At 71.0% G+C, this 15,443-nt stretch carries 14 protein-coding genes; 11 read left to right on the top strand and 3 right to left on the bottom strand.

Annotation, left to right across the window (positions count from 1 at the left end):
* Positions 1–35: 35 nt before the first annotated feature.
* Positions 36–707, bottom strand: a complete 672-nt coding sequence (locus tag ACFV04_RS40120) for a response regulator transcription factor (RefSeq protein WP_350523854.1) — start codon at positions 705–707, stop codon at positions 36–38.
* The gene (locus ACFV04_RS40115) at positions 707–1,615 is read right to left on the bottom strand and encodes a RecB family exonuclease (protein ID WP_380345287.1); all 909 of its coding nucleotides are present in this window, start codon (positions 1,613–1,615) and stop codon (positions 707–709) included. The genes ACFV04_RS40120 and ACFV04_RS40115 overlap by 1 nt, the downstream gene beginning before the upstream one ends.
* 162 nt (positions 1,616–1,777) lie before the next feature.
* On the opposite strand from ACFV04_RS40115, the gene ACFV04_RS40110 reads away from it, so the two are divergent.
* The 3 genes from ACFV04_RS40110 to ACFV04_RS40100 all read left to right on the top strand — a co-directional run bounded on the left by ACFV04_RS40110 (position 1,778) and on the right by ACFV04_RS40100 (position 4,839).
* On the top strand, positions 1,778–2,995 hold the full coding sequence (locus ACFV04_RS40110) for a site-2 protease family protein (RefSeq protein WP_380345368.1): 1,218 nt from the start codon (positions 1,778–1,780) through the stop codon (positions 2,993–2,995).
* Positions 2,996–3,105: 110 nt separating this feature from the next.
* Positions 3,106–4,065 (top strand): tRNA (adenine-N1)-methyltransferase, encoded by a 960-nt coding sequence (locus tag ACFV04_RS40105; RefSeq protein ID WP_380345289.1) that lies wholly within the window; start codon positions 3,106–3,108, stop codon positions 4,063–4,065.
* Positions 4,066–4,179: 114 nt separating this feature from the next.
* Positions 4,180–4,839 carry a hypothetical protein gene (locus ACFV04_RS40100; protein WP_380535997.1) on the top strand — a complete coding sequence of 220 codons (660 nt, stop codon included), beginning with the start codon at positions 4,180–4,182 and terminating at the stop codon, positions 4,837–4,839.
* A 38-nt stretch (positions 4,840–4,877) separates the two neighbouring features.
* Here ACFV04_RS40100 and ACFV04_RS40095 read toward each other — a convergent pair whose 3' ends face one another.
* On the bottom strand, positions 4,878–5,183 hold the full coding sequence (locus ACFV04_RS40095) for a ferredoxin (protein WP_380535995.1): 306 nt from the start codon (positions 5,181–5,183) through the stop codon (positions 4,878–4,880).
* Between the two features lie 283 nt (positions 5,184–5,466).
* Here ACFV04_RS40095 and arc point away from each other — a divergent pair, with 283 nt between their 5' ends.
* From arc to ACFV04_RS40055, 8 genes are all read left to right on the top strand, one after another.
* Complete coding sequence (gene arc, locus ACFV04_RS40090; RefSeq protein WP_360261627.1) at positions 5,467–7,233, top strand: proteasome ATPase; 1,767 nt, start codon at positions 5,467–5,469, stop codon at positions 7,231–7,233.
* 228 nt (positions 7,234–7,461) lie between these two features.
* Positions 7,462–8,973 carry a depupylase/deamidase Dop gene (gene dop, locus ACFV04_RS40085; protein WP_380345293.1) on the top strand — a complete coding sequence of 504 codons (1,512 nt, stop codon included), beginning with the start codon at positions 7,462–7,464 and terminating at the stop codon, positions 8,971–8,973.
* Positions 8,974–9,157: 184 nt separating this feature from the next.
* Positions 9,158–9,376, top strand: coding sequence for a ubiquitin-like protein Pup (locus ACFV04_RS40080; RefSeq protein WP_360261622.1), 219 nt, complete (start codon positions 9,158–9,160; stop codon positions 9,374–9,376).
* 161 nt (positions 9,377–9,537) lie between these two features.
* A complete protein-coding gene (gene prcB / locus ACFV04_RS40075; RefSeq protein WP_380345295.1) occupies positions 9,538–10,380 on the top strand; it encodes a proteasome subunit beta in 843 nt (280 codons plus the stop codon).
* Positions 10,381–10,411: 31 nt separating this feature from the next.
* Positions 10,412–11,167: a proteasome subunit alpha gene (gene prcA / locus ACFV04_RS40070; protein ID WP_360261618.1), complete on the top strand. Its 756-nt coding sequence runs from the start codon at positions 10,412–10,414 to the stop codon at positions 11,165–11,167.
* Positions 11,168–11,288: 121 nt separating this feature from the next.
* Positions 11,289–12,650: a Pup--protein ligase gene (gene pafA / locus ACFV04_RS40065; RefSeq protein ID WP_380535991.1), complete on the top strand. Its 1,362-nt coding sequence runs from the start codon at positions 11,289–11,291 to the stop codon at positions 12,648–12,650.
* 134 nt (positions 12,651–12,784) lie between these two features.
* On the top strand, positions 12,785–13,771 hold the full coding sequence (locus ACFV04_RS40060; protein ID WP_360261616.1) for an FKBP-type peptidyl-prolyl cis-trans isomerase: 987 nt from the start codon (positions 12,785–12,787) through the stop codon (positions 13,769–13,771).
* A gap of 204 nt (positions 13,772–13,975) precedes the next feature.
* Positions 13,976–15,289: an FKBP-type peptidyl-prolyl cis-trans isomerase gene (locus ACFV04_RS40055; protein WP_360261614.1), complete on the top strand. Its 1,314-nt coding sequence runs from the start codon at positions 13,976–13,978 to the stop codon at positions 15,287–15,289.
* Positions 15,290–15,443 lie beyond the last annotated feature (154 nt).

Below are 15,443 nucleotides of genomic sequence, written 5' to 3'. Positions count from 1 at the left end.
TCTTCCCGCGGGCCGTCACCGGCCGCGGGAGGCCGTCACAGGGTGCCCGGACGCACCAGGCCGCTCTCGTAGGCGTACACCGCCGCCTGCACCCGGTCGCGCAGCTGGAGCTTGGTCAGCACGTGGCCGACGTGGGTCTTCACGGTGGTCTCGCTGACGAACAGCTCGGCCGCGATCTCCGCGTTCGACAGCCCGCGCGCCACCAGCTTCAGCACCTCCAGCTCGCGCTCGGTCAGCGCGCTCAGCGCCTGCGGCGGCGCTTCGTCGCCCGACGGCAGCTTGGTGGCGTACATGTCCAGCAGCCGGCGGGTGATGCTCGGCGCCAGCATCGCCGCGCCGTCCGCGACCACCCGGATCGCCTGCACCAGCTCCTCGGCCGGCACGTCCTTCAGCAGGAAGCCGCTGGCGCCCGCGCGCAGCGCCTCCACCACGTACTCGTCCAGGTCGAAGGTGGTCAGCACCAGCACCTTGGCCGGGCCGTCCCGCCCCGGGCCGGCGATCCGGCGGGTCGCCTCGACGCCGTCCATCCTGGGCATCCGGATGTCCATCAGCACCACGTCGGGCTGCAGCGCCCGCACCTGGTCCAGCGCCTGCTGACCGTCCCCGGCCTCGCCGACCACCACCAGGTCGGACTCGGCCTCCAGGATCATCCGGAAACCGGTGCGCAGCAACGGCTGGTCGTCGACCAGCAGCACACGGATCGTCACTAGGACTCCTTGCTCATCGGATCCCCCGTGGGATCGTCTTCATCCGACGTACGGGCCAGCGGAAGCGGGTACGGCGGCGGGGTGCCGCCGAACTCCGGGCAGCTGGCCTGGTGGTCGCACCAGTCGCAGAGGCGGTTGCGGGTGGCCGGGAAGTCCCCGGTGGCCACCGCGAGCCCGATGCGCTCCCACAGCGCCTGCAGCTTGCGCTCCACCGCGAGCAGATCGGCCTGGTCCGGGTCGTAGCTGACCACGTCCCCGCCCCCGCCGAGGTAGACCAGCTGGAGGCGCTTGGGGATCACGCCCTTCCAGCGCCACACCACCAGCGCGTAGAACTTCATCTGGAACATCGCCTTGCCCTCGAAGTCCCGCGAGGGCGCCCGGCCGGTCTTGTAGTCGACCAGCCGGACCTCGCCGGTCGGGGCGACGTCGACCCGGTCGATGTAGCCGCGCAGCAGCAGCCCCGAGTCCAGGGCCGTCTCCACGTACAGCTCCCGTTCGACCGGGTGCAGCCGGGTCGGGTCCTCCAGCCGGAACCACTGGCCGAGCAGCTTCTCGGCGTCCGCCAGCCAGCGGGTCAGCGCCGCGCCGTCCGGGTCGTCCGGGAACAACGAGCCCAGCTCCGGTCGTTCACCGAGCAGCCGCTCCCACTGCGGGCGCAGCAGGCCCAGCGCCCGTTCCGGCGTGCGCTCGGCCGCCGGACTGTCGAACAGCCGCTCCAGCACCGCGTGCACCAGGGTGCCCCTGGTCGCCGCCGAACTCGGCGGCTCGGGCAGCCGGTCGATCACCCGCAGCCGGTACAGCAGGGGACAGGTGAGGAAGTCCCCCGCCCGGGACGGGGACAGGCCGGTCGGCGGCGCCGCCGGGCGCACCGGGGCCCCGGTGGCGCTGGTGGTGTCGGTCTGCTGCATGGCTACGACCCTATTGCCCTTTGCTGTCATCCCGCTGCCACCGTGCTGCCACCGGGACGCGCACAGTGGGTATGAAGGCACCAGGAGGGGCGCGAGGCCTCGGAACGCCACGATCACGTAGCGTGGGCGCACCGGGGTACGACGGGGGCGACGACCGAAGGGATCACGGTGAGCGACAGCAGGGGGCAGCAGACCTCCGACCAGCCACCGCAGGACGACCGCGGGCGCCCGGCCGGGCAGCCACCGGAGCGCCGCGGCGGCCTCCTGATGGGCCGGCCCTTCGGCGTGCCGATCTACGTCACCCCCTCCTGGTTCGTCATCGCCGCGCTGATCACCTGGGTGTTCGGCGGGCAGCTGAACGACGTGCTGCCGGACCTCGGCGGTGCGCGCTACCTGGTCGCGTTCTCCTTCGCGGTCGCCTTCTACGCCTCCGTCCTGGTCCACGAACTCGCCCACACCCTGGTCGCGCTGCGCTACCGGCTCGGGGTGCGGCGGATCCAGCTGCAGTTCTTCGGCGGCGTCTCCGAGATCGAGAACGAGGCCACCACGCCCTGGCGCGAGTTCTGGCTGGCCTTCGTCGGCCCGCTGCTCTCGCTGGTGCTCGGCGGCGTGTTCTACCTCGCGACGCGGTTCGTGGAGCTGTCCTCCGTGCCCGGGGTGCTGCTCGCCGGCCTGATGGTGTCCAACCTGGTCGTGGCGGCCTTCAACCTGCTGCCGGGCCTGCCGCTGGACGGCGGGCGGATGCTGCGCGCCGTGGTGTGGGCCGTCACCGGCAAGCCGATGACCGGCACGGTGGCCGCCTCCTGGGTCGGCCGGGCGCTGGCGATCGCCGTCCTGATCGGCCTGCCGCTGGTCAGCGCCGCCCGCGGGGTCGAGCGCACCACCACCGACACCCTGGTGGACGCGGTGCTGGCCGCCGTGCTCGCCGCGATCATCTGGAACGGCGCCACCGGCAGCGTGCGCAACGCCCGGCTCAAGGAGGCGCTTCCCGGCCTGCGGCTGCGCGAACTCGCCCGCCGGGCCGTCGAGGTCACCTCCGACACCCCGCTCGGCGAGGCGATGCGCCGCGCCCGCGAGGCCGGGGCCGGCGCGGTGGTCGTGGTCGACGGCCGGGGCGAGCCGATCGCCATCGTGCGGGAGTCGGCGGTCCGGGCGGTGCCCGAGCACCGCCGCCCCTGGGTGGCCGTGGGCGCCCTCTCCCGCGACCTCGAACCCGGGCTGCGACTGGACGCCGACCTGAGCGGCGAGGACCTGCTGCGGGCCGTCCAGGCGACCCCGGCGGGGGAGTACCTGGTGGTCGAGGCGGACGGCCGGGTGTACGGCGTCGCCGCGCTCAGCGACATCGAGCAGCGCCTGACCGCCGCCGTCTCCGGCCGGTGACGGTCACCGACGCAGCCGCGGTGCCGATGGTGCCGACGGTGCCGGTGCGACGCCGGGCGTGATCCGGGCCCGGTGAGGCGGGGCGTCCCGCTTCCCTTAGGATTGGCCGCATGTCCGAACCGACCGGTGCCGCCCGCCGACGCGGGCCCTTCCAGGTCGGGGACCAGGTCCAGCTGACCGACCCCAAGGGTCGCCACTACACGTTCACGCTCCAGGCCGGGAACCAGTTCCACACCCACAAGGGTGCGTTCCCCCACGACGAGCTGATCGGCGCCCCCGAAGGCACGGTCGTGCGCACCACGGGGAACGTCCCGTACCTCGCGCTGCGCCCCCTGCTCCCCGACTACGTCCTGTCCATGCCGCGCGGCGCCGCCGTGATCTACCCCAAGGACGCGGGGCAGATCCTGGCGATGGCCGACATCTTCGCGGGTGCCCGCGTGATCGAGGCCGGCGTCGGCTCCGGCGCGCTCAGCATGTACCTGCTGCGCGCCGTCGGCGAGCACGGCATGCTGGCCTCCTACGAGCGCCGGCAGGACTTCGCCGACATCGCCCAGGGCAACGTCGAGCGCTACTTCGGCGGGCCCCACCCGGCGTGGAAGCTCACCGTCGGCGACCTCCAGGACAACCTGGTCGAGACCGACGTCGACCGCGTCATCCTCGACATGCTGGCCCCCTGGGAGTGCCTGGACGTCGCCTCCGAGGCGCTCGTCCCCGGCGGCCTCATCTGCTGCTACGTGGCCACCACCACGCAGATGTCCCGGACCGTCGAGGCGCTGCGCGACCACGGCACCTTCACCGAGCCGCAGGCGTGGGAGACCATGGTCCGCACCTGGCACCTGGAGGGTCTGGCCGTCCGCCCGGACCACCGGATGATCGGCCACACCGGCTTCCTGCTCACCGCCCGCCGCCTGGCGGACGGCGTCGAGCCGCCGCTGCGCCGCCGCCGCCCGGCCAAGGGCGCCTACGGTGAGGACTACGACAACGGGTCGCCGGAGCCGAGCCTGCAGGAGCGCGCCGCCGCCCGCAAGGCCGCCCGGGCCGTCGAGGGCGACCAGCCCGACCTGGGCTGAGCCCGCACACCGCACAGGGGTGGCACGAGTGATCTCGTGCCACCCCTCCCGTCGTCCCCGGCCCGCCCGGCGACCCGCTCCCCGGTCACCGGCCCGCCCGCGCCGTGTGGGACGATGCTCGCGCACGCAGACCAGCTCCTGGAGCTCTGGAGGGGACGCCTGGTGGAGACCGCGGTCGGGACGAAGGCGACGGCTGGACAGCAGACACCGCGGGGCCGCACCCGGCCCGGGCATGTCCGCACCGCCCCCTGGCACTGGGCCCTCGCCCTGGCCGGCAGCGGCGCGGTGGTGGGCGCCGCCCTCGCCGCCTCCCCGGCGACCGGCACCCCGATGCCCGTCCACGGCACCCCCAGGGCCCTCGCCGCGAGTGCCGCCCCCGACCCGGCTGCGGCCCAACTCCCGCTCGACTGCGGTCCGTTCCCGGTCAAGACGGCGCTCAGCGTGCCCGTCGAACTGGGCGACGGCCGCCCCGGCACCGTGGTCGCCGCGCACTGCGCCGCCGAGAACGGCACCCCGCCCGACGCGGTCCTCCTGCTCGGCTTCGGCCCCGACGGCCGCCCGGCCGTGCTGGCCACCCTGCTCACCGAACGCGAGAACCTCACCGTGAGCCGGCTCGCGGTCCGCTCCGACGGCGTCATCACCGGTCACGCGCAGGGGTATTCGAGCGAGGACGTGCCGCGCTTCCGGCCCGACATCTCACTGGACCTCACCTGGACGCACAAGGGCGGCGGCTGGGAACGCTCCCAGACCACCGCCCCGCTCGCCCGGACCTGACCGGCCCGGCTCCCTACTCCGCGTCCGGCCCCGGCTCCCTACTCCGCGTCCGGCCCGTACACCTCGACCCGGTCCGCGGTCCGGCGCACGTGGATGCAGTCGCCGGGGCACTCCTTCGCCGAGTCCACCACGTCCTGAAGGAGCGTCAGCGGCACCGGGGCGGTCTCCCCGGGCTGCTGGCGCAGCTCGTCGTCCGGCCCCTTCACGTAGGCGAGGCCGTCGATGTCGAGCTCGAAGAGCTCCGGTGCGTACTGGACGCAGATGCCGTCGCCGGTGCACAGATCCTGGTCGATCCACACCTCCAGCTCCTCGGTCGCCCGCGCGGTCTCCTCGGTCACCGACATGTCCCCTGCCGTTTCTGTCCCGGGTCGCCCATTTCTGGGAGCAATCCCGCCATTCGTACAACGATCGGACCTCGTGTCGCGGTCGCGATCGGATATCACTTCGCTCGACGATACATCTGGCCCGCTTTGGGCGGTGCGCGGTGGGTATCCCCTTAGCAGAGGGGAAGCACGCTGGGGCGAAGATCGGACACGCCCGTTCCATCTTTCTTGATCTAGGGGTTTACGGACCCCTGGTCCCAGGTAGGGTCTGGAAGCGTCCAGCTCCCCGGAGGAGGTGAGGACCGTGGCAGCCCACGATGACGACTACAACCGCAGCACCGGCAGGCCCGCTCGTGGTTCCGACGAGGCCGCTCAGGTCTCGTACCTTGAGCAGGAAATCGCCGTGCTGCGCCGCAAGCTCGCCGACTCGCCGCGCAATTCGAGAATCCTCGAAGAGCGGATCGTCGAGCTCCAGACCAACCTGGCCGGCGTGTCCGCCCAGAACGAACGGCTCGCCTCCACCCTGCGTGAGGCCCGCGACCAGATCGTGGCCCTCAAGGAGGAAGTGGACCGGCTGGCACAGCCCCCGGCCGGCTTCGGCACCTTCCTCGACGCGAACGAGGACGGCACCGCGGACATCTTCACCGGGGGGCGCAAGCTCCGCGTGAACGTCAGCCCCAACGTCGCCCTCGACGAGCTGCGGCGCGGCCAGGAGGTGATGCTCAACGAGGCCCTCAACATCGTGGACGCGATGGCCTTCGAGCGCATCGGCGAGATCGTCACCCTCAAGGAGGTCCTGGAGGACGGCGAGCGCGCCCTGGTACTCGGCCATACCGACGAGGAGCGCGTGGTGCGCCTCGCCGAACCGCTGCGCGAGCTCACCATCCGGGCGGGGGACGCCCTGCTGCTGGAGCCCCGCTCCGGCTACGTGTACGAGGTCGTGCCGAAGTCCGAGGTCGAGGAGCTGGTCCTCGAAGAGGTCCCGGACATCGACTACCGCCAGATCGGCGGCCTGAGCAACCAGATCGAGCTGATCCGCGACGCGGTCGAGCTGCCGTACCTGCACGCCGACCTCTTCAAGGAGTACGAGCTGCGGCCGCCCAAGGGCGTCCTGCTCTACGGCCCGCCCGGCTGCGGCAAGACGCTGATCGCCAAGGCGGTCGCCAACTCGCTGGCCAAGAAGGTCGCCGAGGTCACCGGCCGCCCGCAGGGGAAGAGCTACTTCCTCAACATCAAGGGCCCCGAGCTGCTCAACAAGTACGTGGGCGAGACCGAGCGGCAGATCCGCCTGGTCTTCCAGCGGGCCCGGGAGAAGGCGAGCGAGGGCACACCCGTCATCGTCTTCTTCGACGAGATGGAGTCGCTGTTCCGCACCCGCGGTTCCGGCGTCAGCTCGGACGTGGAGAACACCATCGTCCCGCAGCTGCTGGCCGAGATCGACGGCGTGGAGGGCCTGGAGAACGTCATCGTCATCGGCGCCTCGAACCGCGAGGACATGATCGACCCGGCGATCCTGCGGCCCGGCCGCCTGGACGTCAAGATCAAGATCGAGCGCCCGGACGCCGAGGCCGCGAAGGACATCTTCTCCAAGTACCTCAAGGACTCGCTGCCGTTCCACCCCGACGACCTCAAGGAGCACGACGGCTCCGTCGGGGCCACGGTGGCCGCGATGATCCAGTCGGTGGTCGAGCGGATGTACTCCGAGACCGAGGAGAACCGCTTCCTGGAGGTCACCTACGCCAACGGTGACAAGGAGGTCCTGTACTTCAAGGACTTCAACTCCGGCGCGATGATCCAGAACATCGTCGACCGCTCGAAGAAGATGGCCATCAAGGACTTCCTCGACCACGGTCAGCGCGGTCTGCGCGTCTCCCACCTGCTCGCCGCCTGCGTGGACGAGTTCAAGGAGAACGAGGACCTCCCGAACACCACCAACCCGGACGACTGGGCCCGCATCTCCGGCAAGAAGGGCGAGCGGATCGTCTTCATCCGCACGCTGGTCACCGGCAAGCAGGGCGCCGAGTCCGGCCGCTCCATCGACACTGTCGCCAACACGGGGCAGTACCTGTAAGCACGCGGTTACCCGGGCCGGCAGCGGTCCCCGGAGCTGTACGCACCCCGTCCGGCTGTGGCGCCTCGCGGCCCCGCAGCCGGACGGCGCGTCTCGGGGCCCGCCGGTCGGCGCCGGGTCCTAGGCTCGACCCACCGTCCGCGGGCAGATGGCCGGCGCCGGTGTTGTTCAGCGGTACGTCAGCGTGTTCCGCCCGCCGGGGGCGGCGCACCGGGCAAGGAGGGCCGCATGACCGTACGGCGCGTGATGGGCATCGAGACCGAGTACGGGATCTCCGTGCCCGGCCACCCCAACGCCAACGCCATGCTCACCTCGTCCCAGATCGTCAACGCCTACGCGGCGGCGATGCACCGGGCCCGGCGGGCCCGCTGGGACTTCGAGGAGGAGAATCCGCTGCGCGACGCGCGGGGCTTCGACCTGGCGCGCGAGGTGGCGGACGCGAGCCAGCTGACCGACGAGGACATCGGCCTCGCCAACGTCATCCTCACCAACGGGGCCCGGTTCTACGTGGACCACGCGCACCCCGAGTACAGCTCGCCCGAGGTGACCAACCCGCGCGACGCGGTGCTGTGGGACAAGGCCGGGGAGCGGATCATGGCCGCCGCCGCGCAGCGCGCGCTGGAGCTGCCCAACGGGCAGAACATCCTCCTGTACAAGAACAACACCGACAACAAGGGCGCCTCCTACGGCACCCACGAGAACTACCTGATGAAGCGGGCGACGCCGTTCGCCGACATCGTGCGCCACCTGACCCCGTTCTTCGTCTCCCGCCAGGTGGTCACCGGCGCGGGCCGGGTCGGCATCGGCCAGGACGGCTCGGCGCACGGCTTCCAGATCAGCCAGCGGGCGGACTACTTCGAGGTCGAGGTCGGCCTGGAGACCACGCTCAAGCGGCCGATCATCAACACCCGGGACGAACCGCACGCCGACGCCGAGAAGTACCGCCGGCTGCACGTGATCATCGGGGACGCGAACCTCTCCGAGATCTCCACGTACCTCAAGCTGGGCACCACCTCGCTGGTCCTGTCGATGATCGAGGACTCCTTCATCGCCTCCGACCTCGCCGTCGACCAGCCGGTGCGCACCCTGCACCGGGTGTCCCACGACCCGACGCTCAAGCACCTGATCACCCTGCGCAACGGGCGCAAGCTCACCGCCGTCCAGCTCCAGCTCGAGTACTTCGAGCTGGCCCGCAAGTACGTCGAGGACCGCTTCGGCACCGACGCGGACGAGCAGACGGTGGACGTGCTGACGCGCTGGGAGGACGTCCTCGGCCGGCTGGAGCGCGACCCGATGTCGCTGTCGAGGCAGCTGGACTGGATCGCCAAGCGGGAGATCCTGGAGGGCTACCGCAGCCGGGACGCCGTGGAGTGGGACAACCCGCGGCTGCACCTGGTCGACCTCCAGTACAGCGACGTGCGGCCCGAGAAGGGCCTCTACAACCGCCTGGTGGCCCGCGGGCGCTTCGATCGGCTGCTGACCGAGGACGAGGTCGAGCGGGCCGTCTCCAAGCCCCCGGAGGACACCAGGGCGTACTTCCGCGGGCGCTGCCTGGAGCAGTACGCGGACCACGTCGCGGCGGCCTCCTGGGACTCGGTGATCTTCGACCTGCCGGGCCGGGACTCCCTGCAGCGGGTACCCACGCTGGAGCCGCTGCGCGGCACCCGCAACCACGTCAAGGAGCTGCTGGACCGCTGCCGCACGGCGGAGGACCTGCTACGGGTCCTGTCCGGCGGGTAACTTTTCGATCACCACGGGTGAACGTCCGCCGAATGGGAATCATCCGGGGTGGCAGCGGGTGTTGGACAGGAAGCGCCACCGGCAAACCGGGAGCGGCAGTCGCACCTTGTGTATAGGGTCGGTGCCAACCGGCAACGACCCGACCGACCAAACCGTGCCAGACGATTCGAGCGGGGTGAGGGAAATGGCGAGCAAGGACACCGGCGGCGGCCAGCAGCGGGCAAACCGCTCCTCCGAGGAGGTCGAGGAGCAGGCCGCGGAAACGCAGAATTCCGAGGATCTCAAGGAGCGCCAGGAAAAGCTGAGCGACGACGTCGACGCGGTGCTGGACGAAATCGACGAGGTCCTCGAATCCAACGCCGAGGATTTCGTCCGCGGATTCGTGCAGAAGGGCGGGCAATAGCCCGTCCCCGGTCATCGGGAATTCACGGTCGCGACCGTCGAGGGCGGTCGGGCGGCGTCCGCCGCCCGGCCGCCCGGCACCTCCCGGCCACGCTCCGACAGTGATCGTCGGGCGGGTAGGGTGCGGGCAGCGCGCGCTTCAAGCTACCTGGAAGGAATCGTGTGGAAGCCAACACTCGCGGCACCGGGCGTCTACCGGCTGCCTTCCTGACCCCGGGGTCGTCCTCGTTCCTCGACTTCCTCGCCGAGCACAAGCCGGAGCTGCTCCCCGGCCACCGCGGGCTCCCCGCGGGCTCGGTGGTCGAGGCCCCGCACGGGACCACGATCGTGGCCGCGGTCTTCGACGGCGGTGTGGTGATCGCCGGTGACCGCCGGGCGACGATGGGCAACGTGATCGCCCAGCGCGACATCGAGAAGGTCTTCCCGGCCGACGAGTACAGCGCGGTCGGCATCGCCGGCACCGCCGGCCTCGCGGTCGAGATGGTCCGGCTGTTCCAACTGGAGCTGGAGCACTACGAGAAGATCGAGGGCACCGTGCTCTCCCTGGAGGGCAAGGCGAACCGCCTCACCACCATGATCCGGGGCAACCTGGGCATGGCGATGCAGGGGCTGGCGGTGGTGCCGATGTTCGCCGGCTACGACCTGGACCTCGGCCGCGGCCGGATCTTCAACTACGACGTCACCGGCGGGCGTTCCGAGGAACGCGGCTTCGCCGCCACCGGCTCGGGCTCGGTCTTCGCCCGCGGCTCGATGAAGAAGCTCTACCGCGACGGCCTGACGGCCGAACAGGCCGTCACCCTGGTCGTCCAGGCGCTCTACGACGCGGCGGACGACGACTCCGCCACCGGCGGCCCGGACCTCGCCCGCAAGATCTTCCCGATCGTTTCGCTGATCACCGAGGACGGCTTCCGCCGGCTCACCGACGCGGAGGTCGCCGAGACCACCGTGGCCATCACCGACGAGCGCCTGACCCACCCCAACGGCCCGCAGGCCCCGCTGCTCTAGCCAGCACCTCACAGGAAAGGGACGACCGCCGGTGTCGACACCGTTCTACGTCTCGCCCCAGCAGGCCATGGCGGACCGCGCGGAGTACGCCCGCAAGGGCATCGCGCGCGGCCGCAGCGTGGTCGTGCTCACCTACGCCGACGGCATCGTCTTCGTCGCGGAGAACACCTCCAGGGCGCTGCACAAGGTCTCCGAGATCTACGACAAGATCGCCTTCGCGGCGGTCGGCCGCTACAACGAGTTCGAGAACCTGCGCATCGGCGGCGTCCGCTACGCCGACCTGCGCGGCTACTCCTACGACCGGGCCGACGTCACCGCCCGGGGCCTGGCCAACGTGTACGCCCAGACCCTGGGCACCATCTTCTCCTCGGTCGGCGAGAAGCCGTACGAGGTCGAGCTGATCGTGGCCGAGGTCGGCCGCGGCAGCGACAACGACCAGATCTACCGGCTCACGCCGGACGGCTCGGTCGTCGACGAGAAGAACTACGTGGTGGTCGGCGGCAACGCCGACTCGATCGGCAACTACCTGGGCCAGCGCCACCGCGTCGGCCTGAGCCTCACCGAGGCCGTGAAGGTCGCGGTCGACTCGCTCGCCCGCGACCCCAACGGCGGCAGCCCGCGCAGCCTCACCCCGGAGCAGCTGGAGGTCGCGGTCCTCGACCGGCAGCGGTTCCAGCAGCGCAAGTTCAAGCGGATCCTGGGCAACCAGCTCAGCCGGCTGCTCGACGGGGACCAGTCCGCCGAGGCGGACGACGAGGACGACCCGGCGCACACCGCGCCGGAGTAGCAGTGCCTGCGGAGTCCCGTACGGCGGCCGGACCGCCGCCGTACGGGGGCTCCGGTGCCCCTGCGGCGGCCCAGTCGTCGTGGAGGCGGTTTCGGACAGCTCCGACCAGAATGGAGTGCTCATGGACCGCCGGATTTTCGGGCTGGAGAACGAGTACGGCGTGACCTGCACGTTCCGCGGGCAGCGACGGCTGTCGCCGGACGAGGTCGCGCGGTACCTGTTCCGCCGGGTCGTCTCCTGGGGCCGCAGCAGCAACGTCTTCCTGCGCAACGGCGCCCGGCTCTACCTCGACGTCGGCTCCCACCCCGAGTACGCCACGCCCGAGTGCGACGACGTGGTCGAGCTGGTGACGCACGACAAGGCGGGCGAGCGCATCCTCGAAGGCCTCCTGGTGGACGCCGAGCGGCGCCTGCACGAGGAGGGCATCGCGGGGGACGTCTACCTCTTCAAGAACAACACCGACTCCGCCGGGAACTCCTACGGCTGCCACGAGAACTACCTGGTGGCCCGGCACGGCGAGTTCTCCCGGCTGGCGGACGTGCTGATCCCCTTCCTGGTCACCCGCCAGCTGATCTGCGGCGCGGGCAAGGTGCTGCAGACCCCGCGCGGCGCGGTCTACTGCGTCAGCCAGCGGGCCGAGCACATCTGGGAGGGCGTCAGCTCCGCCACCACCCGTTCGCGGCCGATCATCAACACCCGGGACGAGCCGCACGCGGACGCCGAGCGCTACCGCCGGCTGCACGTGATCGTCGGCGACTCCAACATGTCCGAGACCACCACGCTGCTCAAGGTCGGCGCCACCGACCTGGTGCTGCGGCTGATCGAGGCCGGCGTGGTGATGCGCGACCTGACCCTGGAGAACCCGATCCGGGCGATCCGCGAGGTCAGCCACGACCTCACCGGCACCCACCAGGTGCGGCTCGCCAACGGCCGCGAGGCCAGCGCGCTGGACATCCAGGAGGAGTACTACTCCAAGGCCCTGGAGTTCGCCGACCGCAAGGGCATCACCACCGGCACCATCGCCCGGGTCCTCGACCTGTGGGGCCGCACCCTGGAGGCCGTGCGCTCCGAGCGGCTGGACGGGGTGGCCACCGAGATCGACTGGATCATGAAGTACAAGCTCATCGAGCGGTACCGCGAGAAGCACCAGATGAGCATGTCCAACCCGCGGGTGGCCCAGATCGACCTCGCGTACCACGACATCCACCGCCGCCGCGGCCTGTTCTACCTGCTCCAGGGCAAGGGCCAGGCGCAGCGGATGACCACCGACCTCAAGACCTTCGAGGCCAAGTCGATCCCGCCGCAGACCACCCGGGCCCGGCTGCGCGGGGACTTCATCCGCCGGGCGCAGGAGCAGCGCCGGGACTTCACGGTGGACTGGGTGCACCTGAAGCTGAACGACCAGGCGCAGCGCACCGTGCTGTGCAAGGACCCGTTCCGTTCGGTGGACGAGCGGGTGGAGAAGCTCATCGCCGGGATGTAGCCCGGTCAGCGATCGAGCCGTCGTGATCACGGCGGCGTCCGGCCCCGGTGGTGCCTACCGGGGCCGGACGCGTGCCGGGCATACGCTGTCCGTCGAGTCAGGAGAGCCGACTTCGACCGACAGTTAGGACCACCGTGCGCCGCACCGCCGGTTTGCTTCTCACCCTGCCGCTGCTGCTGGCGGTGGCCTGCAGCAGTTCCCCCAAGGCGGCCGGTCCGGCGACGCCGTCCGCGGCGAGCGCCGCCCCGACGGTGCCGGCACCGGTGTCCGAGGCGTCGCCGATGCCCACTCTTTCGGGTGGCGGTTTCGGCAGCAAGGCCACCATCACGATCCCCGACGGCCAGCCCAGCGGGCAGTTCGTGGTGAACACGGTCAGTGAGGGCGATCGGGCGACCGTCAACAAGGGCGACTGGGTGACGGTCAACTACAGCGCGAAGGACTGGACCACCGGCAAGGAACTGCCCAGCTCGTACGACCCCAACGGCAAGCCGCAGCTCTACCAGGCCGGCAGCGGGCAGCTGGTGCCCGCGCTGGACCAGAGCGTGATCGGCAAGAAGGTGGGCAGCCGGCTGCTGGTGGTGGCCCCGCCGGCGGCCGCCTTCGGCGACCAGGGCTCCGGTCAGCTGGGCGTCAACAAGAACGACACCGTGGTGTTCGTGCTGGACATCATGGAGAGCCTGCCGCAGGACTCCACGCTGAGCGGGAACATGACCCAGCCGCCCGCGACGCTGCCCCAGGTCAAGGACAACGGCAAGGCGCCGGTGACGATCACCATCCCGGCCGGGCAGGCCCCGCCCACCGACCTGCAGCAGGCGGTGCTGATCAAGGGTGAGGGCAAGCCGGTCAAGAGCGGGCAGACCCTGGTGGTGCAGTACACCGGGGTGCTGTGGAGCAACGGCCAGCAGTTCGACTCCTCCTGGACGCACGGCGGCGCGCAGGCGGTGCAGATCGGCACCGGCAGCGTGATCGAGGGCTGGGACAAGGGCCTGGTCGGGCAGACCGTGGGCAGCCGGGTCATGCTCGTGGTGCCGCCCGCGCTCGGCTACCAGGACAAGGCGCAGGGCGCCGTCCCGGCGAACTCCACGTTGGTCTTCGTGATCGACATTCTGGAAGCGGTCTAGGAAGTGACCCGGGGGATTCCGTACGCTTGGGCGGACGCTCGTACAACGAAGCGTCCGCCCTCATCCTGAGCTGTCATAATGCCCTCGCGCTGTGGCAGGTGCCGTCCGGCGCCGAAGGTCCGGGGCGGGCGGTGCGACGGCAGGCCGGCGTTCAGCACGCCGGGCGCAGACCTGGAAGACCTGTGGCGAGATGGATGGGGAGTCATGACTGAGAAGACGCCGAGCCCGGGCGGGGCCGGCACCGCGGCGAACGACAGCCCTGCGGGTGACCCGGCCGCCTCCCGTCCCGGCGGCCCGCTTCCGGGGGACGGCGAGTCGATCGTCGTCCCGCCGTCGATCCTGAAGCAGCAGGCCGGCTGGGCCCAGCCCGGTGAGGCGCCGCGTGCCGCGGGCGGGACGAAGACCGACGACACCCCGCAGATCTTCGCCTCCACCGTGCGGCGGTCCGACACCTCCGAAGCCGGGTACGACGAGAACCCGCCCGGGGTCGGCCGGCTCGGTGTGATCCTCGGCACGGTGCTGACCCTGCTGCTGGCCGGCAGCGCCGTGACGCTGTACCTGGTGAACAAGGACGGCGGCAAGGACACCAGCGCGGCCAAGCCGGACGCGGCGAAGACCGCGCCGCCCACGCCGAGCGCCGAGCCGGTGCCGCCGATCAAGGACAGTGCCAAGGTGCTGCCGACCGTCACCGGTGACTTCGGCAAGAAGGCCGACATCCAGGTTCCGGGCGAGGCCTCCGACGGCTCCTTCGTCGTCAAGGTGCTCTCCGAGGGCTCCGGCGCCAAGGTGGACAAGAACTCCTGGGCCTCGGTGGACTACACCGCCAAGGACTGGAACACCGGCAAGGACATCCCGAGCTCGTACGACGCCAACGGCAAGCCGCAGATCTTCCAGGCCGGCACGGACTCGCTGATCCCGGCGCTGGACCAGGCCGTGCTCGGGAAGAAGGCCGGCAGCCGGCTGCTGGTGGTGGCCCCGCCGGCCGCCGCGTTCGGCTCGCAGGGCAAGGCCGACATGTCGATCGGGGCGAAGGACGACCTGATCTTCGTCATCGACATCCGCAACGCCAACGCGCCCGACTCGGTGGTCAGCGGCACGGTCACCCCGCCGCCGGCGGACTTCCCGCAGGTCAAGGACAACGGCAAGAAGCCGGCCGACATCACCCCGGTGGCCGGCGCCAAGGACCCGACGGAGCTGAAGTCCCACGTCCTGATCAAGGGGACCGGGCCGAAGGTGGAGAAGGGCGAGAAGGTCGTCGTCCAGTACACCGGCGCGCTGTTCAAGGACGGCAAGGTGTTCGACTCCTCGCTCAGCAAGGGCCAGGCGTTCACCTTCCCGGTCGGCGGTGGCCAGGTCATCCCGGGCTGGGACCAGGGCCTGGAGGGCCAGACCGTGGGCAGCCGGGTCGAGCTGGTGATCCCGGCCGCGCTGGGCTACGGCGACAAGGGCCAGGGCGACATCCCGCCCGCCGCGACGCTGGTCTTCGTCGTGGACATCCTCGACGCGGGTCAGGGCTGATCCACTTTCGGGTGACAATGGTGTGCGTGTGACCTTCGGGTCCGGCCGCGTGGCCGGACCCGGACGGGCGGGGGCCGCGCCGGACCGGGGGCGGGCCCCCCGAAGCGCTCGGGGGTGCCGGAGCGCGCGGCGCGCCCGACCGTGGGGATGGCGT

Origin of the sequence: Kitasatospora sp. NPDC059599 (genome assembly GCF_042735125.1) — a bacterium.
Classification (GTDB): Bacteria; Actinomycetota; Actinomycetes; order Streptomycetales; family Streptomycetaceae; genus Kitasatospora.
The sequence above is the reverse complement of the archived record's forward strand: the minus strand, read 5'-3'. Positions and strand labels throughout refer to the sequence as shown.

Coding starts and splice junctions, on each gene's coding strand:
- ACFV04_RS40100 (WP_380535997.1), top strand. CDS start 4,180: ATGCTCGCGCACGCAGACCAGCTCCTGGAGCTCTGGAGGGGACGCCTG.
- ACFV04_RS40080 (WP_360261622.1), top strand. CDS start 9,158: ATGGCGAGCAAGGACACCGGCGGCGGCCAGCAGCGGGCAAACCGCTCC.
- dop (WP_380345293.1), top strand. CDS start 7,462: ATGACCGTACGGCGCGTGATGGGCATCGAGACCGAGTACGGGATCTCC.
- ACFV04_RS40115 (WP_380345287.1), bottom strand. CDS start 1,615: ATGCAGCAGACCGACACCACCAGCGCCACCGGGGCCCCGGTGCGCCCG.
- ACFV04_RS40095 (WP_380535995.1), bottom strand. CDS start 5,183: ATGTCGGTGACCGAGGAGACCGCGCGGGCGACCGAGGAGCTGGAGGTG.
- ACFV04_RS40055 (WP_360261614.1), top strand. CDS start 13,976: ATGACTGAGAAGACGCCGAGCCCGGGCGGGGCCGGCACCGCGGCGAAC.
- pafA (WP_380535991.1), top strand. CDS start 11,289: ATGGACCGCCGGATTTTCGGGCTGGAGAACGAGTACGGCGTGACCTGC.
- ACFV04_RS40105 (WP_380345289.1), top strand. CDS start 3,106: ATGTCCGAACCGACCGGTGCCGCCCGCCGACGCGGGCCCTTCCAGGTC.